Raw genomic sequence first — 23245 nt, forward strand, 5'->3', positions numbered from 1 at the left:
CTCAGACGCTGCTCTCGGGTGCTGCGGCAGGCCCTGGCGCGGGAACCGCCAGTACGGCTACGGCCGCCAGCGCGGCGGCGACCGCACCCGCCAGGTACGGCAGCGCCGTCCCCGCGTCGAACAGCAGGCCCGCGAGCGCCGGGCCGACGACCCTGGCCGCCGCGGCGGCGGACTGGCCGGTGCCCAAGCGGGCGCCCCGGCGTTCCGAGGGGCCGCAGGCGGCCAGCAGGCTGGAGACGGTCGGGGTGAGCAGGCCGTGCCCGGCGGCCAGCAGGCAGACGGCGGCGAGGCCCTGCCACCAGGTGCCGGAGACGGCCACCGCGACCATGCACACGGTCATCGTGACCGCGCCGGCCGCCGCGACCCGGGAGTCGCCCCAGCGGCGGGCCAGCCACGGCACGAGCCCGGCCTGCGCGGCGGCCATCGCCACACCCGCCGCCGCCAGCGCCAGGCCGATCGAGGTGGCGTCCCAGCCGTAGCGGTCGCGGCCGAGGAACGCGAGCGTGGTCTCCATGCCCACGAACGCGGCCATCGCCAGAAACCCGGTGGCCGCAAGCAACGCCACCGGCGCCCGGCCACTGCTCTGCGCTGTTACGGCAGGCGCCGCACCGGCCGGCCTCGGGACCGCCCCGGCCCCGGCGCCGGCGTGGACCGTCTCGGGTGCGACCGGCTGACCGGATGCTCCGGGCTCGTGAGCGCCCGAAGATCCGGGCGTGCCGGCTTCAGGCGCGGCCGGGTGATCGGGCGTGGCGAGGGCGTGGGCCGGCGGCTGGCCGGGCGTGCCGATCGCGGCGGTCCGGGTGCGAGACGGTTCGGGCAGCCAGATCAGGGCGGCGATGAAGTTGAGCGCGGCCAGGGCCGCCGCCGCGTACGCGCATGCCGCGAACCCCAGCGGCGCCAGCAGCCCGCCGAGCGCGGGACCCAGCACGAAGGCCATCCCGATGGACGCCCCCATCTGCGCCATCGCCCCCGTACGCCGCTCCTCGGGCACCACGTCGGCCAGGTACGCCTGCGCCACGGAGATGCTCCCGCCGCTCGCCCCCGCCACGACGCGGCAGGCCAGCAGCGCGGGCAGAGAAGCGGACAGCCCGGTCAGCGCCATGGACACGGCGGTGCCCGCCAGTGCGAGCAGGACGAGCGGGCGCCGCCCGTACCGGTCGGACAGCCGGCCGAGCAGCGGCGCGGCGACGAGCTGTGCCACGGAGTACGCGCTCATCAACGCCCCGAACCACAGCCCGGTCGCGCCCAGCTCGGTGGCGTAGAACGGCAGCGCGGGCAGGATCAGGGTGAAGCCGAGCAGATCGACGAAGACCGTGGCCGAGATGATCAGCTGCGCCGGGCGCCGCATCGTGTCCCCTCCCTGCGGGTGCGCCACCGCTGTCTCACGGCGGTAACTCTACAGCCTGTAGTAGGCGCCCATTCCATGGATGACCGCCCCAACCTGCGCGTTCGCTTCTCAGAACGCCCGCCGCGCACAGCCGGCCCCGCCGGGTCAGGTCGAAGCGGCGGCGCGGCGGGTGTCCACGGCGGAGGCGAGGAACGCGGCGCAGGCGACGAAGGCGAGCACCACCAGCATCGCCGGCCGCAGCCCCCAATGATCGCCGAGAAAGCCGAGACCGGGCGGTCCGACGAGGAAGGCCACGTACCCGATGGTGGCGACGAGGCTGACGCGGGCGGTCCCCTCCGGCCCGGTCTCGCCCGCGGCCGACAGCGCGACGGGGAAGCCGAGCGACGCGCCCAGACCCCAGAAGAGCACGGCGGCCCCGGCAAGGACCGCGCTGTCGGAGAAGATCACCAGGAGCAGGCCGATCGCACCCGAGACGGCGCTGGCGCGGACGACGAGCGTGCGGCCGAACCGGTCGAGTGCGTACGTGCCGCCGAACCGGCCGAGCGTCATCGCGGCGGCGAACGCCGTGTAGACCAGAGACCCGGAGGCGGCGTCTACGCCGTGCCCGTCCACCATGAGCAGCGGCAGCCAGTCGTTGGCCGCGCCCTCCGCCAGCGCCATCGCCAGCACGATCGCGCCGATCATGAGCAGCCGAGGCTCCTTCCAGATCTGCGCAGCCCGCCCGCCGGCCCGACCGGCCTCCTCCAGCCTGCCGGTGCCCGCGGGGATGGCGCGGATGGCGTACAGGAAGAGCGCGAGCGAGAACGCGGTGACGGCGGCCAGGTGCCAGTGCGCGGGAAGCCGGGCGGCGGTGGCCGCGATGCCGATCCCGGCGCCGGCCACCGTGCCCAGGCTGAAGCATCCGTGCAGGGTGGGCATCGTGGTCTTGCCGGTGACGCGCTCGACGTCGGTGGCGTCCACGTTGACCGCCACGTCGCCGGCGCCCACCCCCGCCCCGAACCCGAACAGCCCCGCCACCACCAGCGGCACCGACGACAGCAGGGTGCCGGTGCTCAGCACGGCCAGGCTCGCGACGAGTACGGCGGTGCCGCCCGCGATGACCGGCCGGGTGCCGAAGCGGGAGGTGAGCCGCCCCGAGCAGAGGATGCCGGCCATCGAGCCGAGCGACAGGCCGAACAGGATCCAGCCCATCTCGCCGGTGGACGCCTCCAGCCGGTCACGGATGTCGGGGGTGCGGGTCACCCACGACGACAGGGCGATGCCCGGAAGGAAGAAGAGCAGGAACAGTGCCTGCCGGCGCCGGCGGGTGGCGAGGTCCATGCAGGGGGTCTCCGGGCTCGGGGCGGCCGATGTACCCCTGCATGCTATGGGTGATCTCTCACGATAATTCGGGCGGGGTGTGCTGAAACGGTCAGGTCGCCGCCGGTGCCGACACCGGGCCCGCCGGCGTCGGCGCGGGGCCGGTCGCTGCCGCGGCGGGGCCCGTCGCGCGGGAGCGCAGCAGGTCCGCCACGTCCCGGAGACCGACCTCGATACGTCCGTGGACGCGCGGGTTGAGCAGGGTCGTGCCGTCGAAGTCGCCGGACGAGGCGAAGACCGCCACCGGCACGGTCAGCGCCTGGAAGAAGCCGAACAGCGGCCGCATCGCGTGTTCCAGCACGAGCGCGTGGTGCTCGCCCCCGCCCGTCGCGGCCAGCAGCACGGGTTTGTTCGCCAGCGCGTACTGCTCCACGAGGTCGAAGAAGTGCTTGAACATGCCCGGGTACGAGCCCCTGAACACCGGCGCCGCGGCCACCAGCAGATCGGCGCCCTCGGCCAGCCGCAGCGCGGCCTCCACCTCCGGCGGGACGTCGTCACGCTCGATCGCCCCGGTGAAGCCGGGGCCGAGCCGGTAGACGTGCACGCGGGACACCTCGATCGGCGTCATGCGCCCCAGCGTGCCGAGGATGACGTCCACGAGTCCCATCGTCTTGGACGGCTCGCTCGGGCTGCCGTTCACGACGACGACCCGCAAGGTCGCGCCCGTCACGCCGCGCTCCTCTCGCGCCGCGCCACCTCGTCGCGCACGATGGGCGCCACCTCGGTGCCGAGACGTTCGATGGCCGCCAGGTGCTCCTTCTGCGGCATGCCGCCGAAGCCCATCTGGATGATGGCCCGCGTCACGCCGTACAGCTCGTGGTAGGCGAGCAGCTTGCCGGCGACCTCCTGGGGGCTGCCGACCAGCAGCCCGGCGGCGGGCGTGGCCTGCGCGTCGAACACCGGCCTGGACAGCGGGTAGCCGGCGCCGCGCTGGTGGTTGTTGTCCATCATGCCCTTGGCGAAGTAGGGGTACATGGTGTCGCGGGCGTCCCGGCTGGTGCGCCCGACGTACCCGTGGGCGTTGATGCTGACGCGCAGCGCCGACGCGTCGTGCCCGGCCTGCGCGGCGGCGGCCCGGTACAGCCTGACCGTCTCCTGGTGCAGGGTCATCGGCCCGAGCAGCAGCGCCAGCGCCATCGGCAGGCCCAGCCTGCCGGTGCTGATCGCCGAGGCGGGCGAGCCGCCGACGCCCACCCAGATCGGGATCGTCTCGCCGTCGGCGCGCGGCGCGATGTCCGCATCGACCAGCGGCGGGCGGAAGCGGCCCCGCCAGGTCAGGGGGTTGCGCCCGCGGATGGCGAGCAGCAGGTCCAGCTTCTCGCGGAACAGGTCCGCGTAGTCCTCTAGGTCGTAGCCGAACAGCGGGAAGGACTCGGTGTACGAGCCGCGCCCGGCGATGATCTCGGCCCGTCCCTTGGACAGCAGGTCGATGGTGGCGAACTGCTCCCACACGCGTACCGGGTCCTCCGAGCTGAGCACGGTGACCGAGCTGGTGAGCCTGATCCGCTCGGTGCGCTCGGCGGCGGCGGCCAGCAGGATGGACGGCGCCGAGCCGACGAAGTCGGACCTGTGATGCTCGCCGACGCCGAAGACGTCCAGGCCCACCTGGTCGGCGACCTGCGCCTGCTCGATCGTCTCGCGGACGCGCTGCCTGGGGGAGGGATGGTGCCCCGTCAGGGGGTCCTCCGTCAGCTCGCCGAACGTCATGATGCCGATCTCGAACGGCATGTCGTCTCCTCTCCACATGCGCCCGGTACTCTCCGGACATCTGCATTAATCTGCTTGCGCAGGCAATTATTCCGCGAGGTTTCGCTGGTACAAGGCGGGATGGTGCTGAACGGTGCTTCGTAAGCTTTGCTGTGCAGGCAGATACGCGCGGCTGGCGCACCCGTACGCGGGCCGATACGGTGCTGCCCATGGCGACGGAAAGGCTGGACGAGCTCGAGGACGCGGCCTGGCGGGGGTTCCTGGTCACCCATGACCGCATCTGGCGGGAGATCGAGGCCGGGCTCGCGCCGCTCGGCGTGAGCATGGCCGAATACAGCGTGATGGCGCTGCTGGGGGAGGCGGGCCGCACGGGCATGCGCATGTCGGAGCTGGCGCAGCGGCGGCTGATGTCCAGCGGCGGGTTCACCCGCCTCGCCGACCGGCTGGAGCGCCGGGGGCTCATCGAACGGCGGCGGTCGGCCGACGACGGGCGCGGCTTCGAGGTCCACCTCACTAAGGAGGGCCGCGCGCTGCTGCGCAAGGCGTGGCGCCGCCAGCACGAGGACCTGCGCAGGCTCTTCTTCGACCGGCTCGATGACGACCACCTGCGCAGCCTCGCCGAGATCTGGGCCAGGCTCGCCCCCACGGACGACGACAAGGCGTCACTCGAACACCCCTCCTGACGGCGCCGGCCCCGCCCATGGTGCCCGGCCTGTCGTGCGGGACCGGCGCGCCAGGGCCCGGCCTGACGTGCGGGACCGGCGCGCCAGGGCCCGGCCCGTCGCAGGCGCCGCGAGCCCGGCCTGGGAACATTTCTGCAATACGCCGCACCCGCCGCCCGGCACAGTGGCGGGCATGACCGTTCACGAAGACGGGCCGCGCGTGCTGGGCGGCCCCACCGAGAGCCGCACCCTGCGCCTGGACGACGGAGACCTCCATGTCCGCCAGGACGGCCCGCGCGACGCCCCCGCGCTCCTGCTCATCCACGGCTCCGCAAGCTCGCTGCGCTCGTGGGACGCGCTCGTCCCGCCGCTCGCGGAGACGTACCACGTCATACGGATCGACCTGCTCGGACACGGCAGGTCGGGCAAGCCGGACGACCGGAGCTACGCGACGGAGGACCAGGCGCGCCGCGCCGGAGAGGCGCTGGACCGGCTCGGGATCGAACGCGCCACCGTGGCCGGGCACTCCAGCGGCGGCGTGGTGGCGACCGCGCTCGCCGAGCAGCGGTCCGGCCTGGTGGACGCGCTCGTGCTCATCAACACCGGGCCGAGCCTGGAGGCGTTCATCCCGCAGGAGCCGCTGCCGCTCTCACCGGACCGCTGGCCGCCGGACGACGAGCAGATCCGCAGGTTCGGCGGCACCGGCTTCAGCCGTCCCGGCTTCGAGGTCCCCCAGGTGCTCCTGGACGAGGTGCGCCTCATGACCTTCCACTCGCTCACCACGACGATGCGGGAGACCACCGAGTACCTGCGGCGGCGGGCGCTCCCCGACCGGCTGGCCGGGCTCGGCAAGCCGCTGCTGGTGGTGTTCGGCGCGGACGACCGCAGGTGGCGCTCGTCGTCCGCCGCCGATTATCGCGCCGTGCCCGGGGCCAGGGTCGAGCTGCTGCCCGGGATCGGGCACACCCCGATCCTGGAGGACCCGCCGGGTACGGCCGCACTCCTGCTGGACTTCCTCGAACGCTGACAGCCGCGCTCACTTGAGCGGGTCGTGACCCCAGTTCATCAGCGAGTAGCGCCACTTGGTGTTCCTGACGTCCCCTGAGGGCCGCTGCGCGAGGTGCCGGTGAATGTAGCCGAGCACCTTGCGCATGTGGGCGTAGTCGTCGTCGGTCAGTTCCGACTTCTTGGCCCGCAGAAGCCGTACGATCCTGCGCCCCGACTCGTGGCCGGTGGACTCGCCGCCGCCGTCCTTCTGACCGACCGCCTTGGACTCGTCGGTCTCCAGCCACTCCTCCAGCTCCTTGGCGGTCATGTTCACCGCCTCGCCGAACTCCTTGGCGATCGCCGCGTGATCCTCGCTCACCGCGACCATCCGTTCACCCCTCGTCCTTGTGCAGCGCCGACGGCTTGTGCACGGCCTTCTTGCCGCTCTTCTCGCTGCGCACGACGTACTGGGGCTCCTCCGGCGAGGCCGCGACCGTGCGGCCGGCCTCCTCCTGCCTGCCGGTGAGCTTCTTCTCGACCTTGCCATGGGCGGTGGAGCCGTCGCTCTTCCAGGTGACCTCGTCACCCACGGACGGCACCTGCTTCCGCTTCTTCGTCATGATCTCCGCCCTACCCGCGCAGCCTTGCGGCGTCGTCGGCCGCGGGCACGGATAGGGCACGGATACCCCCAAGCCGAGGTCAAGGCCGGGGCTCAGCTTCTGTGGCGGGCGACCCACTGAAGCCGGTGCCGGGCGGCAGCGCGGCGGGCCCGCGCCGAGGCCTCGGCGGGGACGCGCTCGGCCCGCCAGGCCGCCAGCGTCTCGAGCATGCCCCTGACGAAGCGGCGGCCGAGCGGTGTGAGCGCGCCGCCGGCGAGCAGAGTCAGGCACACCTCGTACGCGGCGTCCCGCCAGCGCGCGAACTCGCTGTGCGCCACCTCGGGGTCTGCCGCCACGTGGCGCTCGACCCGCCAGAACCCGGCCACCCCCATGTGCGCGTACGCGCCCTGCAGCAGCGCCGCCGCCGGGCGTGGATCGTCGCGCCACGGCGCGTAGTAGTGGTCACGCACGCCCGGGCGTACCAGGTCGAACAGGTCCATCAGCATGGTCAGCTTGGCGTGCTGAACCTCGTGGGCCAGCGTGAGCGCGGCGGACCTGGTGTCGTGCGGCCGCGACATGGCGACGCTGCCGTACGCCGTCCTGGCCGTCGCGCTGCGCGTGCCCGCCTCCGGAGGCGAGATCGGCACGACGACCTTGGTGACCTCCCGCAAGGCTCGCGCGACGCCCGGGTGACGGGCGTTGAGCAGCCGCATCGCCCGCCGCAGCCGCGTGCCCCAGGCCGCCGCCTCCGGACCGGCCAGCCGCTCCAGCGGCGGGATCGGCCCGGGGAAGCGCCACGGGTCCACGTCGTCGAGCAGGAACCCGGCATCCCGCACGCCCTCCCATCGAGCCCTCTCTCCGTGGGCGCCGCCTGCCTCGGCATCCGCGCGGAGCACGCGGGGCAGCGGGAAGCGCTCGCCGGCCACGTCCAGGCGGGCGGCGCCGGAGCCGTCCGCGACCAGCGCGACCGGCTCGCCGGCCGCGATACCCGGCAGCACCAGCCGCCCGAGGCCGGGCAGCTCCGCCGCGCCCGCATCCGTGTGGAAGCGGACGGTCAGGGGCAGCCGGGCGAGCAGGACGGCGGCGGCGGCCACGGCGGCGAGCCGGTGTGGCGCCGCGTCGTCGGCCCCGCGCTCCAGGGCCGCCACCGTGGCTGAGGCCCACGTGCCGAGCAGCGGATAACCCAGCGTCTGCGCCGCCGCCGCGGGGGCGGCCCGATGGACGTGCGTGAGCAGCCGGTACCCGTCGGCCGCCGCCTGTGCCCCCGGATGTCCGAGCTCGCGGCTGCGGGTGGCCACGGCATGCAGGAGCAGCGTGTTCTTGCCTCGCTCCATCGCGGCGGGCGCGCCGGGCCAAGCGCCGCCGTGTGCCAGCTCGTCGAGCGCCGCGGGAGGCAGCACAAACTCGCGGATCATCCGCACAGCCGGGCCAGGTCGCCGGACAAAACCGAGCCGATGTGCCCGATCAGCCGGTAGAGGTCGGGGCAGTAGACACTGGGCCGGTCGAAGCCGGCGCCGTCGCGGTAGCGGTGCGCGACGTGCCCGCCGCCGCACACCCGCACGTGCGGGCAGGACAGGCAGGCGGCCGGCGGCGGTCGGTGCACCGCCGCGCCGGGCAGGCCGAAAACCGCGTCGAACGGATCGGTGGCCACGTGCAGCCCGGTACGGGCCGCGCCGTGATAGGCGGACTTGAGCGCGTCGCTCTGCTCGATTGAGCCGTCGCTCTCCACCACCACGACGGCCGCCGGCTCCGGCCCGACGCCCTCGGTGCCTGACCGGCCGCCCAGGTACAGCGTGAGGATCGCCTCCAGGATGCGGACCGAGGTCTCCGGGGGCGATGCGCCGTACCACCGGTCGAAGACGGCGACCAGCCAGTCCCCGTACGGGGTGCCGCCCCCGGGCACGCGCCCAGGAGGCGGCTGCGACCAGTTGCCGTGGGGCAGCAGGAAGTCGATGGCCGGCGGTTTGAGCGCGATCAGTTCCTCGTATACCTCCACGGGGTCGTTGCGCAGGTCGATCGTGCACAGCAGCCCGGCGAAGCGGCCCTCACGGGCGGCCAGCGCCTCCACGCCCGCCCTGACCCGGTCGTAGCTGCCCCGCCCTGTACGGGTCTTGCGGTGCCGATCGTGGGCGGCGCGCCCGCCGTCCATGCTGACGCCGACTCGGACGGCGAACTCGTCGAAGAGGTCGAGGACGGCAGGGCCGAGCCGTAGCCCGTTGGTCTGGACGGTCAGGTTGGCGCGTACGGACATCCCGGAGAAGACGGCGAGCAGGGTACGCAGGTGGGCGGGGCCGCACAGCAGCGGCTCGCCGCCGTGCAGAACGACGTTGACCGAGCGCAGGCCGTGTGTCGCCGCGTGCTCCTCGATGCGGGCGGCCGTCGCCGACGCGATCGCGGCGCTCATCATGCGGGGACGGTGGCGCCAGCTCTGGTCGGCGGATTCGTAAACGTAGCAATGATCGCAGGCCAGATCACAACGGCTGTGAACTTTGAGAACGAATGTGCGAAAACTCTCCGGCATGGCTGCGGGAAATAAATGCACTGCCATCCAATTCTCGGGGAAACGCTCACCGGATAATATCGCGTTAACCGGAAATTGCCTACGATTTCGGCCCTGGGGGACAGGTGGAGGAGATTTTCCGTTCGGAGCTGCCGGATCTGCCGGAACTCGACCTCGACGTGGTCGCCCGGCTGCCCGACAGTGCGCTGAGCCGCGCCGTACGGCGGTTGCTGGCGGACGCGGGCGATCCGTCGGAGACTTATTTCCTCGGCCACGACACGTGCCTGCCCGGCACGGGCAAGGATTAGGTCGGTGGGCCCGGTCTCGGCATAGTGCGAAGCAGTGGCGGTGGAGACGATGACGAATGCTCGCGTGATCGGTTTTTTCTCGACCCGGGCCGGTCTCGGCCGCACCATGGCGCTGTGCAACTGCGCGCTTCTTCTCGCCGAGGCGGGAAAACGTGTTCTCGTCCTCGACGAGGAGCCACAGGCACCCGCTTTGTGGCACCATTTGAGCCGTTTCCTCCCCGAGCGCCCGGCCGAACCGCGGACGGTGGGGCCAGGTGACTGGTCCGCCCTGGAGATCGCCACCGAACTGCCCGGCCGGTCCGTGTGGCACGCGGTGCCGTCCGCCGGGGAGATCGACGCCTCCGCCCCCTACGACTACGTCCTGGTCAACCTGCGGCCGGGCCTGGAGCCGTCGCCGCTCATCCGTTCCTGCGACCACGTGGTGATCTGCTTCTGGCTCAGCCCGTACGGGATAGACGAGGCCGCGACGGCGGCTCGCCGGATACAGCGGGCGGGCACCCCCGTCACGCCCCTGCCCACCATGGTCTCCCCCGACGGTGACGACCTGCTGCAAGACGCCCGCCGCCGGGCCACCGGGGCCTTCGGCACGGACATCGCCGTCGAGGTGCCCTACGACAGCGCCGCCTACTTCTCCGATGACCTGGCCGTCATCAGCGAGCCGCCCGGCTCCGGCGGCACCCAGCGCGCCGCCTACGAGCGCCTGGTGGAGCTGCTCAGCGGTGGCGCGGTGACGACGCTGCGCCAGGTTTCGGTCGTTTCCGCGCCCGGCTACGACGTGTGGGGAGAGTGGATCGGCGCCCAGGTCGGTCTGTGGGGCGTCCCCACAGACATCGTCGGCAAGGACGACTACCTTGAGCGCACCCCGGTCGACCTGCTGGCCGGCGACACGCACACGGCCGTGATGTTCGTGGGCCCGGCCGGCGAGCCTACCGGCTTCGACTGGCGGCGCCGCCACGATCGGCCCGCCCCGATTCCCGGCCGAGGGCTCATCCGCGTGCTGGTGGACGGCAAGAGCGCGGGCGAGCCCCAGGCAGGCGAGATGGAGCTGGACCTGCGCGGCCTGGACGAGGCGGAGGCCGCCGACGCGCTGCAGGCCACGCTCGGCGTCGGGGGCGCGTTCGTGGCCGGCGGCGAGGGCGCGGGCACGGCCCGCTTCCCCGGCCGGCCGCCCGACCTGTCGAACCTGCCGCAGCGCAACGACGAGTTCGTCGGCCGACGCAAGCTGCTGGCGAGCCTGCGCGCCGCGCTCGGGCCCCGGTGGGACCGCACCGGCCGCTGCGTGCTCCAGGGCGCGGCAGGCCGCGGCAAGAGCGCCCTGGCCGCCGAATACGCCCACCGCTTCCGCAGCGCGTACGACGTCGTGCACTGGGTGCACGCCGAGGACACCTACACCGCCCGCGAGGGCCTGCGCCGGCTGGGCCAGGAGCTGGGCCTGCCGCCGCGCGAGGACGCGGTGACCACGCTGCGAGAGCACCTGGCCACTCCCCATGCGGGCCGCTGGCTGCTGATCTTCGACGAGGCCGACCACCCCGAGGAGATCCTTGATCTCATCCCGCAAGGTCCGTACGGCCATGTCGTCGTGACCTCGCGCGCGGATGGCTGGCCGGACGGTTTCACCCGCGTCGAGGTCGGCGGCCTGTCCACCGCGGACGCCGTCGAGCTGCTGACCTCGGGCGACGAGCTGCTCAGCGAGGACGGCGCGGCAAGGGTGGCCGAGGCCGTCGAGCGCCTGCCGCTGGCCGTCACCATGGCCAGGGCGTGGCTGGCACGGCAGCTGAGTAGCGCGCAGCGGCCCCGCCGCACGATCGAGGACCTGCGCACGATCACCGTCGACCGGTTCCTGTTCACCTACGAGCGGATCAAGCGCGAGCTGCGTGAACGCGGCCGCCCCGACGACGTGCACGCCGTTTTGGTCGAGATGATGCTCGACCTGCTGCACGGCGTGCCGGGCGGCACGGGCGCCCCCTGGCTGCTGGAGGCGCTGACCTTCGTCTCCTCTGACGGTGTCCCGCTGAGCCTAGCCCACTCCACCGCCTCACGTGACTACGCGGTCTCGCTGGTCCACGAGTACGGCGACGGCTTCATGGTCGACGCCCTGCTGCGGCTGCTGCACGTGCACGCCCTGGCCAGGGTGGAACCGGGGCCGGGCGGCCGGCTGCGCGTGCACCGTGTGACCGCGGCCCTGGTCCGCGCCCGCATGTCTGCCGGGCAGGTCGAGGAGCGCCGCCACCATGTGCTCACGCTGCTGGCCAGGCACGCACCCGCCGACACCGAGGGGCCGGACGCCGCCATGTATCTGGAGCTGGCCAAGCACGTCTTCCCCACGGGCGCTCTCGAATGCGCGGACGAGATGGTGCAGCGCTGGATCATCGGGCAGGTCCGCTACCTGTTCCTGCTAGGCGATCGCAGCGCATGGGAACAGGCGGTCGCCATCGGCGACGGCGCGCTGCGGAGCTGGACCGCCCCCGGCGCCGGGACCAAGCCTGAGCTGGTCAACCGGCTGCGCATGGAGCTGGCCAACACCTACCGCATGCTCGACCGGCCCCAGACCGCCCTGGCCCTGTCCCACCAAGCGCTGCAGGCCTTCAGCCTGGCCAGGCGCGACCACCCGCTCAAGTACATCGCTGCCCAGGTCCACGCGGCCGACCTGCGGGCGGCGGGCGACTTCGAGGAGGCCTACCACTGGGACTCGGTCGCCTACGGGGGCATGAACCGGGTGTTCGGGGCCGACCACGAGTGGACGAGCAAGGCGCTCAACAGCCTGGCGCTGTCCGCCTCGCTCAACGGCCAGCCGCACCGCGCGTACGAGCTGGCCAAGCAGCGCATGGACCGGCGGCGCGCGCTGTTCGGTGACAGCGACCTAGGCCTGCTGCGGACGGCGCAGACGGCCGGCGTGCTCCTGCGCGACCTGGGCAGGTACGCCGAGTCGTACGAGCTGACCCGCGCGGCCGCCGATCGGCTCGCCGGCCTGAGCGCCAAAGGGCAGCCGCGCACCATGCTCATGCTTCGGATGCAGGCCAGCCTCGCGGCGGCCGAACGAATGCTCGGGCGCTCGTTCGAAGCGCTGGCCCGCGACCGGGAGACGCTGGACGAGCTGCGCTCCCTGCTCGGCGCGACCCACCTCTACACGCTGATCTGCCAGGCCGGCCTGGCCGCCGACCTGCACGCACGGGGCGAGCACGCCGCCGCGGCCGGCAACGCGCGGCAGGTGGTCGCCGGGCTCGCCGCCATGCAGGCCGATCACCCCTTCACCCACGCCGCCCGGGTCAACCTGGCCATCTACCTGGCCGCGGCCGGAGCCGAGACCGAGGCGCTGGAACTGGCCGGGCAGGCCCACCGGGCGCTGCACAAGCGGCTGGGGACCCGGCATCCGTACACGCTGGCCGCCGCGGTGACGCTGGCGGACCGGCTGGTGCGGGACGACCCGGCGCAGGCCCTGGTGCTGGAGGAACGGGCGTGGGACCGCCTGGCCAGGATCTACGGCCCCGGGCACCCGCGCACGCTCGCCGTGCAGGAGAACCTGACCAACACCCGGCGCCGCGTGGTCGGCCATCCGGGGGCGGAGGACGTGCCCCGTCACGCCGCCGAGATCGAGATCCTCGGGAACTAAGATGCGGGAGGCCATGTGAGGACGACGCGCTCGCCCTTCGCCCATGCCGGGCACGAGCGGCTGATCACGTTCTGCGAGGAGGCGCTGCCCGGCCTGCCGGACGCCCAGGTGCTCGCCTTCTACGACCGCGGCTTCCACATCTTCACCATCGCGCAGGCGGACGACGAGGAGCGCGCGGCCCTGGAGCGCGCCTTCCGCCAGCTCGTCAACGAACACGTCCGCTTCGACGGCCTGCTACGCGGCTTCGGCACCGGCGAGCTGATACGCACGTTCGTGGTGACCGAGGACGCGGCCGTGCAGTGCGGGCACGTCTTCGAGGAGGAGTTTCTAATCGGCGTGACCCGCGACCTCGACGCCGCCGACGCCATGGACGAGCAGGTCTCCCGGCTCGTCACGCGCATCAGGAAGGAGGTCTACCTACAGGCCGACCAGCTCCCCGGTGGCCGGCACGGCCCCCGGGACCGGCCCGGCATCGCCACGCAGGTGCTCAGGACCACCGCGGGCGAGGGGGCCGATCCCGCGCTGATCGCCGACCTGGAAAGCTGCCTCGGCTCGCTCGCCTGTGTCGACGACCTGCACTACGTGGCCGTCTACCGCGACTGGCGCTTCCTGTGCGCGGCCGACGTCCTCGACAGCCCGGCGCTGGCGCCGTGGTTCGGCGGTGCGGCGGGCGGTGAGGGGGCGCGCAAGATGTATCAGGACTTCGCCGCCCGGCTCCGCTCCGATATGCCGGAGCTGGCGTACGCGCTGCGGCAGCTCTCGGAGGCGCCGCTGCGGCGGCTGGTCCTCGACGTCGTCTCAGGCGCACTCTACGTCTACCCGCTGCCCGGCACCCGGGGGTTCGTGGCCGGTCTCACCGTGTTCCAGCCGGAGGTCTTCGCCGCCGAGAACCGGCTGCGCGAGGGGCTGCACCGGATCGGCGAGCTGCTGGGGACGGGCTGATGTGGCGGCGCGGCCCATGGCCGGATGACCCGCGAGTGGCTACCGTCGCGTAGGGGCCCGGCCACGAGGGGAGAGGGCGTGCGTCCGTTACTGAACGACCCCGCCGCCGACCGGCTGGCGAAGGGAGTCGGCGTGGCACTGGCCGGCTGGGCCTTCGCCGCCCTCGGACCGGGCAGCCATGCCGGGCATCCGGTCTTCCTCTACGGTGTGACGGCCCTGCTCTGCCTCGGCCTGTACGGCAGCGTGCACGGCATCGACAAGGAGTCGGTCGCCGGTGACGTCAGGACGGTCGTGCTCGCGGTCACCGTGGGCGTGCTGCTGAAGACGGCGCTGATCGCGAGCGTCATGTGGCTGTTCTTCGGCGAACCCGCCGTCGTCCTGCTGGCGCTGGCGGTCGCCCAGATCGACCCGCTGTCGGTCGGCGCGCTGATCGGCCGGGCCCGCATGTCGCCGCGCGCCAGGTCGTTGCTGCTGGCCTGGGCCTCCTTCGACGACCCGATCACCGCGCTGCTGACCGTATACCTGTCGTCCCTCGTGCTGGGCGGTCTCGGCGACGGCTACGGCGACTACCTGGCGAACCTGGGGATCAACCTGCTCTTCGCCGCGGCGGTCCTGGCGGCCGTGACGACGGCCCGCCGCCTGGCAGGCCTCAGGCGGCCGCGGCCCGGCCTGGTCAGAGCCGTCTCGCTGCTGGTGCTCATCGCGCTGCTGGCGTTCGCCACCGCGCAGTTCCTTGTCCTCGGCATGGCCCTCATCGGGCTGTTCTTCCGCCCCGCGCTGGGCAGGCTGCTCGACGGGGCGCTGACCGGCGCCTTCTACCTGGCCACCTTCGCGGTGGGCACGCTGCTGGTCGCCGGGATCGAGCCGGCCATGGCGCTGGTGCTCGGCGGCGCGGCGTTCGCGGCGCAGGCCGTCGTCGGCGGCCTGCTCATCACCCGGGGCCTGCCCCTCCGCGACCGGGTGAGCCTCGCGCTCGGCCAGCAGAACGGCATCACCGCGATCCTGCTGGCGCTGACGCTGACGCCCGGCTACCCGCGGGCGGTGGCGATCATCGCGCCCGCCGTGCTGGTGGTGAACGTGCTGCATGTGGCGGCCAACAGCGGCCTGCGGCGAGCGGTCACGGCCGTACGGCGGAGATCACTCCGTTCAGCACCCGGCGGCCCAGCTCGTCCAGCACCCGGGTCCGCTCGTCCGGTCGCGGCGGACGCGTCGGACCCCGTTCAGGAGCCGCCGAGCTGAGCGGCGCAAGCGGCAGCGATTGCACGGTCACCTCGAAGGTGCGGCAGATCGCCCGTAGCTCCTCCTCCTGGGCGGGGCTCAGCCGCCCCGGCGGCGCGCTGGCCAAGAACCGCGCCACCCGCTCCTGAAACGCCCGCACCAGCAGCCGTTGCACCATGGCCGCGCCGGCCGCCTCCACCAGTTCCCGCGAGGCCAGCCGCCGCCGGGCGCGCAGGCTGTGCTCGCCGCCCGCCGGGTCGTCGAAGACGTCGTGCAGCAGCCGGTCGAGCTCGCCGGTGTCCTCGGTGACTGCGCCGGCCCGCTGGAACTGCTCGGCCACGGCCGGCGGCAGCGCCGTGAGCCCGGCTTGCGCGGAGCCGGACGACGGGGCGGACCTGAGCCCGGCGACCGACGCGTGCAACTGGTCGATCATGTTCTGGGTGGCGCTCTGCTGCCTGCTCAGCCGGTCCATCCGGCGGCGCAGGCCCTCCAGCACGTTCTCCTCCGCCGCGGCGGCCAGCCGGCCGAGCGCGCTCTCCAGCGTCTCCCTGAACCTCCTGCCGAAGTCCTGCATGTTGAACAGCAGCGGCTGGCGGCCGGTCAGGCCAGACACCTCGGCCCGCATCCCCGTGGCGAGGTGTCCGTTGACCACGGTGATCACCTCGCACGGCATCCGGCCGGCCCGCACCGCGGCCACCCGCCGTCCGAGCTGGGCGTCGTCGCCCTCGCTCAGCAGGGACCTGGTGACGAGCACGGCGACCGCGGCCCGGCCGTCGGCGTAGCGGACCCAGAAGTCGATGGGGTCGGTGTCGGCCGCGAGCACCACGTCGGTGCGGAAGTCGAGCCCGCTGTCCTCCAGGATGCGGCGTACGGTGGTGGTCACCTCCCACGGCTCGAACTCGTGGCGCTGCCTGACGGCCTCCCTGATCGTGGTGGTGGTCACCGGCCTGCCGGTCGGCTCGACGATCGCCTGCGCACGGCGGAACAACGAGAGGATCTCGCGCGGGTTGCCATCGGTGAGCTGCACCAGCGACTCGGCCACCGCCTCGCTCACCTGGTGGCCGCGCTTGGCGATGAGCTCGACCGTCTCCTCGCGGCCGAACGGCGAGGGCGTGATGATCCGGGTGCGCTGAAACGTGCCCCTGCTGACCAGCGGCAGGCTGTCGGTGGGCCCGCAGTAGATCAGCAGCCCTCTGGCGTCGATGAACACCTTGACCAGCTCTTCCAGGGAGTTGACCGCGTCGCGCGCGGCCTGGCCCTCGCCCCCGAGCAGCTTCTCGAACTCGTCGATCACCAGGACCGTGCGGCGGCGCATGCGGCCGCTGAGATAGACCAGCACCGACAGGGTGTGGTAGGCGTCGGTGGAGGTGTGGAGCTGGCGGTGTACGCCCCGCGCCTTCAGCTCGCGGCTCGGGGGAGCGCCGCTCAGCCACTCCCACACCGCGTCGGTCAGCTCGTCCATCACCATGAGCGCCAGCGCCGTCGCCCACACCGAGTGCTCGGTCAGGTGGCTCAGCACGCGCCGCAGCTCCTCCTGCAGCACCCGCTTGGCCAGGTGGAAGTGCTCGACCACCTTGCGCGGGTCGATCGTGCCCTCGCGCAGCCGCGACCGGATCTCCTCGGCCAGTTCGGGCCCTGCCTGGTCGTCGCCGATGCCGTCCGCGGTCACCTGACCGTAGTAGTCGATGACGAGGTCGTGCAGCCGCTCGCGGCCGAACTGCTCCAGCAGGATGTTGCGGAACAGGTAGCCGAACTCCGAGTGCGGGGTGTCCAGCTTGAGGATGACGGCGTCCTCGTGGCTGCGCGCGATACGGTGCAGCAGGGACGTGGCCAGGTGCGTCTTGCCCGACCCCAGGTCGCCGATCAGGGCAAGGGCGCGGCCGGACTCGCCGAGCCCGCCGCCGCTCGTCGCGAGGTAGCCGTCGACGAACCGGTGGGCGCTGTCGAAGGCCGGCGTGATCACGGTGATCCCGGTGGGATCGGCGTCGTCGGCGAGGCGCAGGGTGTAGGTAACGGGGACCTCGGGCTCGCGCGGTCCTGGGCCGGTTGTCATGACTGCCTGTCTCTTTCCCACTCGGCGAGCAGGCGCGGCACCAGCTTCTCCTTGAACGCCTTGATTTTCTCGAAGGTGATGTTTTCCGTGCCGTATTCGTCGAAGAAGACCGCCAGGTGTTCAAGGGCCTGCCTGGGTGTTGTGAAGTCGCGCACCGCTGCCGAGAGCTCGTTCATTTCCGCGTCCCCTAGGGAGACTTGACGTTTGACCAGAATTTCGCGGATATCGCTGCCCCCGCCGTCCAAGGAACCGATCGGCAGGAAAATCGTATGGCAGGTGGGAAGCCTGCCGAAGTGATGGGCGAGCTTGCCGGCGTCGTCCGAGTCGGACTCGGCGAAGAAGACCATCCGCAGGCGCGCCAGCTCCTGGAAGCCGCGCACCCAGGTGAGCGGCAGGTACGCGGGAAGGAGGATGACGGCGACTCCGTTGCGCTCGTTGAGCACATCCCTGATGCGGCCGAAGGCCGCATTCGGATCATCGGTCGTCTCCCGCAGCGACGCCACGTCCTCATGGACGGTCCACTCCTCCTCCTCCAGGAGGACGGTCATCTGGCGGGCCAGCCACAGCGCCATCTGGTGGAAGTCCTCGCAGTCCTGGTGGCCGGTCGCCTGGCTGTAGTCGGCGACGCAGACACGCTCCAGCTCGATCTCCTTGGCCAGCCGATAGGCACAGCGCTGGACGAAGGTGCTCTTGCCCGCGCCGCGCCGGCCGTACACCAGGATGAGGTGGCCGCGGACCAGGATCCGCTCCGCGGTGACCGCGGTGCCGAAGCGCTCGTTGAGCAGGTTGTACATGCCGTCGATGAACGCGAACAGCGGCAGGTGGTCCACCCGCTCGTCGAAGAAGAGCAGCGGCCCGGTGTAGGGGGAGCCGTCGGGGCTCGGCGGGTGGTTGGGGTTGGTCATCGGCGGCGCACTTCCAGGTGGAGCCGCAACCGGTGGCGCAGCGCCAGGTTGACGGCCGCCAGCCGCTCCGCCAGCGCGGTCAGCTCGGGCTCGATGTCGCTGTCGTGGGCCCGTTCACGGGTGAGGCGCTCCAGGAGCAGCCGCCGGGCCACCGGCACCTGGCGCCAGCCGGGGCGGAAGCGGCTCACACGGGCCAGCTCGGCGGCCAGCTTCTCGTGGCTCTGCTCGTACGGCCCCGCCTGTGGCGTCCGGCCGGCCTGCAGGGCGGTACGGTACTCGCGCGCCGCCACGAGAAAGGCGTCGGCGGCGTCGCCCAGGTCGTCGGCGTGCTTGACCGCCAGCTCCGAGGAGTTGCGCCATTCGGTAGAGATCAGTGCCACCAGCCCGCCGGCCAGCACGGGAAGCAGGATGGCCACCGCGGCGGGTAACGGGCTCTCCGGGGACTTGGGCGGGGCGACGTAGGTCATGGCCCGGCAGGCCCGGGTGAAGGCGGCGCGGTCGGTTCTCGACCATGTGATCGGGTCGAGCGTGGCGGTGGGGGTGACGATGCGGTCTCCGGCGGCGGTCAGGCGGTGGTCGAGCGCCGCTGCCGCCGCCGCCAGCTCCGTTTGCCGGGTGGGGGAAAGGCACTGCACGATCTGGTCGTCACGCAACGGCTCCGCGGAATTCGAACATGCGGACAGCGAAATGAGGGCGCCGAAGAGCAGTGACCAGCCGGACACCCTCAAACGTCGCATACCTCATTCCTCGCCTCGCCGGTAATCGCCACGATAACCGGCCATCCGGCGTAAGCGTGAGATGTTCATGGTTCGTCATATGACAGCACAGAAAACCTTCCTGCGGAAGGGTGCTTTTCGTACGGGGCGGACGATGGAACGGCACATTCATGCCGTTTACGGAGCACTCGCCCCAAAGCGCGAGGCGGCTCAGCGCGGTGCCGGCGCCAGGCGGTAGCGGATCGGGAGGCGCTTCAGGCCGCCGACGAACGTCGTCGCCGTCCACGCCGGCTCCCCGTCCGGCTCGATGGCCTCCAGGCGGGGCAGCAGCGCGGCGAACAGCGCCTCCACCTCCATCCTGGCCAGCGCCGCCCCCAGGCAGTAGTGCACGCCGGTCCCGAACGCGAGGTGCCGGTTCGGCTCGCGGCCGACGTCGAAACGGAACGGCTCGTCGAAGACGTCCTCGTCGCGGTTGGCCGACGGGTACGACAGCAGCACCGACTCGCCCGCCGCGATCGGCACCCCGCGGACCTTGGTGTCGGCGGCGGCCGTGCGCATGAACGACTTGACCGGGCTCACCCAGCGGATCATCTCCTCGACGGCCGCCGGCAGCAGGCCGCGGTCGCGGCGCAGCCGGTCGAGCTGGTCGGGATGGCGGATCAGCGCCTCCAGGCCGCCCGCCACGGTGGAGCTCGTCGTGTCGTGCCCGGCGGTGGCGATGAGGATGTAGTACGAGGCGATCTCGTTGTCGCTGAGCAGCCGGCCGTCGATGCGGGCCTGCGCGATGTGGGAGGCCAGGTCGCCGGTGGGACGGGCGCGGCGTTCCGCGATCAGGTCGTGGAAGTAGCCGAACAGGTCCTCCAGGGCGGTCGTGTAGCCCGCGCGGCTGCCGGCGTCGCGCCCCTTGTCGCGGTCGTCGTGACCGAACAGCTCCTGCGTGAGCCGCAGCATGAGCGGGAAGTCGGCCTCGGGCAGCCCGAGCAGCGCGAGGATCGCATACAGCGGGTACGGCGCGGCGATCTGCTGCGCGAAGTCGCAGGACGAGCCGAGCTCCGCCATGAGGTCGACGTGGCGGCGGGCCAGCTCGCGCACCCGCTCGCTCATGGCCCGCATGGCCTTCGGGCGGAACCAGTCGGCGGCGATCGCCCGCAGCCGTCGGTGCTCGGGGTCGTCGAGGTGCACGAGGCTCGACAGCGCCCTGCCCCGCGCGCGGCGGGCGGCCAGCTCGGCGTCGAGCACGGCGGTGCGCAGCACCGGGCGGGGCGCGTTCAGCCAGAGCGTGTGGTCACGCTCGATGGCGTTCACGTCCTCGTGCCGGGTGATCGCCCAGAACGGGTTGTAGCCGGGCGCCCGCACGTGATGCACGGGGGCCTCACGGCGCAGCAGGGCGAGCGCGGAGTGCAGGCGGTGCTCGTCGGTGTAGGCGTCAGGGGTGGCGAGCGCCCTTCCCGCCTCCTCGATCGTCATGGCGAGGCCGGGGCGCGGCGTGGCAGGCGACATTGGCGGGCTCCTGGTCTGCGGGCGTGCGTACGGGTGGTGCGCCGCCTGCTGGGGAGGAGGGCTCCCGAGCTGCGGTGGAACAGGAGCCCGTCCTCGGCGGGACCGGCCCCGCCTGCATTATGCCGCCGGAAACGCCGGCGCGCCGGAGCCCGGCGGACTCCGGCGCGCTGTGTTCACGGGTACGTCAGCGGCGGGCCGAGTTGTCCACCTCCGCGACGAACCTGGCCAGCTCCACCCGGTCCACGTTCGGCCCCGGCCCGTCGGCGTTGCCGAGGACGAGCCCGCCCTGCCGGGTGGTCAGCGTCAGCGGCGTGGCCTGCGACCAGAAGCCGTCCCAGGCGTAGTTGTGCCGGAACACGCCGCGCACCGTCGCGCCGCCGTCCTCGGTGATGTCGAGGTACCGGCTGATCACGTCGGTGTTGTACGGGTGCCCGGTGTTCCTGTCGGCGTTGGCGTAGTGGACGACCAGCACGTACTCGCCGGGGCCGAACCCGCCGGGCCGGTCGAAGGCGAGCGTGTTGCCGGGGCCGCCGCCCAGGTCGCCGACGTACGCGCCGCGCGAGGCGTCCGACGCGCTGGTGGGCGGGACGGTCACCACCGTGGCGGTTCCGGCGAGCCGCGCCTGCTCGGCCTCCACCGCGTGCACGGTCTCGTCCGCCTGGGCGGCCCTGGCCGTGGTCAGCGTGCGCAGCTCGAGCCCGGCGGGGCCGCCCACCTCGACCTTGCTGATCCCGGCGGGCAGGTAGATCCGCGCCCGCGACGCGCCCTCGCCCGGCCGGGTGACGCGCAGGCCGGGGACCTGCCGTCCGTCCACGGTGACCCGCAGGTCGCCGCGCCCGGCGGCGTGATAGGCGAAGGTCAGGTCGTGGTAGCCGTCCTCGCGCGCGGCGACGAAGTACGTGGCCCGCGCCGTGCCGCCGAGGACCACGGCCGGTCCCTTGCCGCCACGGGTGATCTTCGCGCCGCCGGACAGCCGTGCCTCGTCGGCCCCGTGCACCGCCCGGTGCGGCCCGGTCACCTCGGTCAGGTCGAACTTGTCGAGCGTCACGTCGCTGCCCGGCAGCCGCGTGCCGTCACCCGCGCTGGTGCGCAGCGACAGCTCGTGCGCGCCCGCGCTCAGCTCGATCTCGACGTCGGTACGGCCGCGGTAGGTCCAGCCGAGGTCGGCCGGGTACTGCACGATCTGGTCGAGCCTGCCGTCCACGAAGAGCGCGTGCCGGCCGGGCGCCTTGTTCGTGCCCTGGTAGATGCCCAGGCGGTAGCGGCCGTCGCGGGGCACGGTGACGCTGAACGTGACGGCCGAGTCGTCCTGGTTCATGCCGCCGACGTCGCGCTTGCCGGAGGTGGCGTAGAGCTGCGGGTCGGCGGTGGTGTCCTGGTCGAAGACGCGGGCGGAGGTGAGCGTCGCCGACTCGGCCTCCACGGACACCGACCAGGGCGCGTTCGCGGCGGGCGCGGGGCCGCTCGCCGGCACGACGGTCACCCGGTAGGCCGCCATCACGTCGCCGCCCGGCACGTCCACCCGCAGCTCGCCGCCGGACACCTTGGCCCGGGTGGCGGCCACGACCGGCGGCTCCACGGCGTCACCCTCGTAGCCGGTCCAGGTCGTCTTCGACACCACGACGTCCACCCGGTCGCCGAAGACGCGGCGATCGAGGCCGGACAGGTCGAGCCTGACGGGCGCGGCGCCGCCGCCGACCAGGATCGTGCCGCGCCGCGCCGGCTCGTCGATCGCCGCCACGGCCTGCACCGTGTCGGCCTCGTTCAGGCGCGGCGGGGTCGTCTTGACCGTCTGCCCGGTCAGGTCGGCGTACCACTTGAGCAGCCACCAGCCGCCGTTCGCCTGCCGGGTGCGCACCGCGTGGTCGCCGAGGTTGCCGGCGTACGTCCAGTACGCCATGTCGGCGTCCACCTTGGTGTCCTCGAACAGCGAGATCCACTGGATCATCTGGCCGGGCACCGACATGTCGCGGCGGTTGCCGTACTCGTCGATGTTGATGGGCAGCGGCCCGATGCCGAGCTCCCGCTCCATCGCGCGGTAGTGCTCGTAGTGCCCGCGGTATTCGGCGAGCCGCTCGCGCTGCAGCTCGTGCCAGGCCATGATGTCCGGCAGGCAGTGGTCCTGCCCGGCGCAGGGCGTGTCCTTGGCCCAGGTGAGGAAGTCGCGCAGCCGCTCGGGACGGTAGAACGCCTCGTTCGGGCCGACGATGCGGGCCTTCGGGTCGATCGAGCGGATGCGCTCGTACACCGCCTTCCAGTCGGCGAAGAACCGCTCCTTCTCAGTGGCCCAGTCCTCGTACCAGATCCAGTCGGGCTCGTTGAACGGCACCCACACGAACCGGTCCTTGTCCTTCGGCCGCTCCTCGACGACCTTGCGGACCATCGTCTCGACCTTGGCCAGGTAGTCGTCGATGCCGAGCTCCTGGTACGGCCACCGGCTGTAGACGTCCTGCATGTAGATCACGACCTCTTCGCCGCCCGCCGCGAAGAAGCCGTCGGCGACCGCCAGCGCGTCGCCGTTGGGATGCTGCTCGCCGTCCGGGGCCTTCTGCGCGACCGTGCGCGGCCGGGCGCCGGCCAGCAGGCTGTCGCCGGGCACGCCGGGGTCGGACAGGGCGTACAGGCCGCCGGTCGCGCCGCCGTACACGGGGCCGGTGCGCTGCGAGAAGTCCACGGCGACCACATCGGGCGCCGCGGCGGAGGCCGAGGCGGCGGTGGCCGGGGCGAGCGCCGCCAGCGTCGCGACGGACAGTGCGGACGCCAGGGCGGGCCGCGCTAAGCGGTGTCTGGGCATGGAGGAACCTCCTCATAGGGGGTGCGACTAGGGACGT

18 protein-coding genes are annotated in these 23245 nt (G+C 72.6%); 5 read left to right on the top strand and 13 right to left on the bottom strand.

The genetic code is table 11. The annotated features are described in order from the left end of the window. Position 1: 1 nt before the first annotated feature. The 4 genes from WBK31_RS10740 to WBK31_RS10755 all read right to left on the bottom strand — a co-directional run bounded on the left by WBK31_RS10740 (position 2) and on the right by WBK31_RS10755 (position 4435). The gene (locus WBK31_RS10740) at positions 2-1348 is read right to left on the bottom strand and encodes an MFS transporter (protein WP_364068021.1); all 1347 of its coding nucleotides are present in this window, start codon (positions 1346-1348) and stop codon (positions 2-4) included. 144 nt (positions 1349-1492) lie between these two features. Further along, entirely contained in the window at positions 1493-2668 is a 1176-nt protein-coding gene (locus tag WBK31_RS10745; protein WP_364068020.1) for an MFS transporter, read from the bottom strand. Between the two features lie 91 nt (positions 2669-2759). Further along, positions 2760-3377, bottom strand: coding sequence for an NAD(P)H-dependent oxidoreductase (locus WBK31_RS10750; RefSeq protein WP_364068019.1), 618 nt, complete (start codon positions 3375-3377; stop codon positions 2760-2762). Next, positions 3374-4435, bottom strand: coding sequence for an LLM class flavin-dependent oxidoreductase (locus tag WBK31_RS10755; protein ID WP_364068018.1), 1062 nt, complete (start codon positions 4433-4435; stop codon positions 3374-3376). The genes WBK31_RS10750 and WBK31_RS10755 overlap by 4 nt, the downstream gene beginning before the upstream one ends. A 188-nt stretch (positions 4436-4623) precedes the next feature. Here WBK31_RS10755 and WBK31_RS10760 point away from each other — a divergent pair, with 188 nt between their 5' ends. Together WBK31_RS10760 and WBK31_RS10765 are read left to right on the top strand one after the other, a co-directional pair. Continuing rightward, entirely contained in the window at positions 4624-5097 is a 474-nt protein-coding gene (locus WBK31_RS10760; protein ID WP_406674737.1) for a MarR family winged helix-turn-helix transcriptional regulator, read from the top strand. Positions 5098-5269: 172 nt separating this feature from the next. Beyond that, positions 5270-6103 carry an alpha/beta fold hydrolase gene (locus tag WBK31_RS10765; protein ID WP_364068016.1) on the top strand — a complete coding sequence of 278 codons (834 nt, stop codon included), beginning with the start codon at positions 5270-5272 and terminating at the stop codon, positions 6101-6103. Positions 6104-6112: 9 nt separating this feature from the next. Here WBK31_RS10765 and WBK31_RS10770 read toward each other — a convergent pair whose 3' ends face one another. The 4 genes from WBK31_RS10770 to WBK31_RS10785 all read right to left on the bottom strand — a co-directional run bounded on the left by WBK31_RS10770 (position 6113) and on the right by WBK31_RS10785 (position 9210). After that, a complete protein-coding gene (locus WBK31_RS10770; protein WP_406674738.1) occupies positions 6113-6442 on the bottom strand; it encodes a DUF3140 domain-containing protein in 330 nt (109 codons plus the stop codon). Between the two features lie 13 nt (positions 6443-6455). Next, positions 6456-6683 (bottom strand): DUF2945 domain-containing protein, encoded by a 228-nt coding sequence (locus tag WBK31_RS10775; RefSeq protein WP_406674739.1) that lies wholly within the window; start codon positions 6681-6683, stop codon positions 6456-6458. Positions 6684-6775: 92 nt separating this feature from the next. Continuing rightward, the gene (locus tag WBK31_RS10780; protein ID WP_406674740.1) at positions 6776-8077 is read right to left on the bottom strand and encodes an aKG-HExxH-type peptide beta-hydroxylase; all 1302 of its coding nucleotides are present in this window, start codon (positions 8075-8077) and stop codon (positions 6776-6778) included. Then, positions 8074-9210: an FxsB family cyclophane-forming radical SAM/SPASM peptide maturase gene (locus tag WBK31_RS10785; RefSeq protein WP_406674741.1), complete on the bottom strand. Its 1137-nt coding sequence runs from the start codon at positions 9208-9210 to the stop codon at positions 8074-8076. The genes WBK31_RS10780 and WBK31_RS10785 overlap by 4 nt, the downstream gene beginning before the upstream one ends. Positions 9211-9287: 77 nt before the next feature. On the opposite strand from WBK31_RS10785, the gene WBK31_RS10790 reads away from it, so the two are divergent. The 3 genes from WBK31_RS10790 (at position 9288) to WBK31_RS10800 (ending at position 14022) form a co-directional block, all read left to right on the top strand. Continuing rightward, entirely contained in the window at positions 9288-9470 is a 183-nt protein-coding gene (locus WBK31_RS10790) for a hypothetical protein (RefSeq protein WP_364068011.1), read from the top strand. Between the two features lie 64 nt (positions 9471-9534). Next, positions 9535-13080, top strand: coding sequence for an FxSxx-COOH system tetratricopeptide repeat protein (fxsT, locus tag WBK31_RS10795; RefSeq protein ID WP_406674742.1), 3546 nt, complete (start codon positions 9535-9537; stop codon positions 13078-13080). A 15-nt stretch (positions 13081-13095) separates the two neighbouring features. Beyond that, positions 13096-14022, top strand: a complete 927-nt coding sequence (locus WBK31_RS10800) for a hypothetical protein (RefSeq protein ID WP_364068009.1) — start codon at positions 13096-13098, stop codon at positions 14020-14022. Between the two features lie 1117 nt (positions 14023-15139). Here WBK31_RS10800 and WBK31_RS10805 read toward each other — a convergent pair. The 5 genes from WBK31_RS10805 to WBK31_RS10825 form a co-directional block, all read right to left on the bottom strand. Then, the gene (locus WBK31_RS10805; RefSeq protein WP_406674743.1) at positions 15140-17293 is read right to left on the bottom strand and encodes a hypothetical protein; all 2154 of its coding nucleotides are present in this window, start codon (positions 17291-17293) and stop codon (positions 15140-15142) included. After that, positions 17290-18198: a hypothetical protein gene (locus tag WBK31_RS10810; RefSeq protein ID WP_406674744.1), complete on the bottom strand. Its 909-nt coding sequence runs from the start codon at positions 18196-18198 to the stop codon at positions 17290-17292. The genes WBK31_RS10805 and WBK31_RS10810 overlap by 4 nt, the downstream gene beginning before the upstream one ends. Further along, the gene (locus WBK31_RS10815; protein WP_406674745.1) at positions 18195-18935 is read right to left on the bottom strand and encodes a hypothetical protein; all 741 of its coding nucleotides are present in this window, start codon (positions 18933-18935) and stop codon (positions 18195-18197) included. The genes WBK31_RS10810 and WBK31_RS10815 overlap by 4 nt, the downstream gene beginning before the upstream one ends. Before the next feature lie 189 nt (positions 18936-19124). Further along, positions 19125-20414: a cytochrome P450 gene (locus WBK31_RS10820; protein ID WP_406674746.1), complete on the bottom strand. Its 1290-nt coding sequence runs from the start codon at positions 20412-20414 to the stop codon at positions 19125-19127. Positions 20415-20598: 184 nt separating this feature from the next. After that, the gene (locus tag WBK31_RS10825; protein ID WP_406674747.1) at positions 20599-23208 is read right to left on the bottom strand and encodes a CBM35 domain-containing protein; all 2610 of its coding nucleotides are present in this window, start codon (positions 23206-23208) and stop codon (positions 20599-20601) included. Positions 23209-23245: the final 37 nt, after the last annotated feature.

The sequence above is a fragment of the Nonomuraea sp. N2-4H genome (assembly GCF_045291505.1).
Taxonomy (GTDB): domain Bacteria; phylum Actinomycetota; class Actinomycetes; order Streptosporangiales; family Streptosporangiaceae; genus Nonomuraea; species Nonomuraea fastidiosa.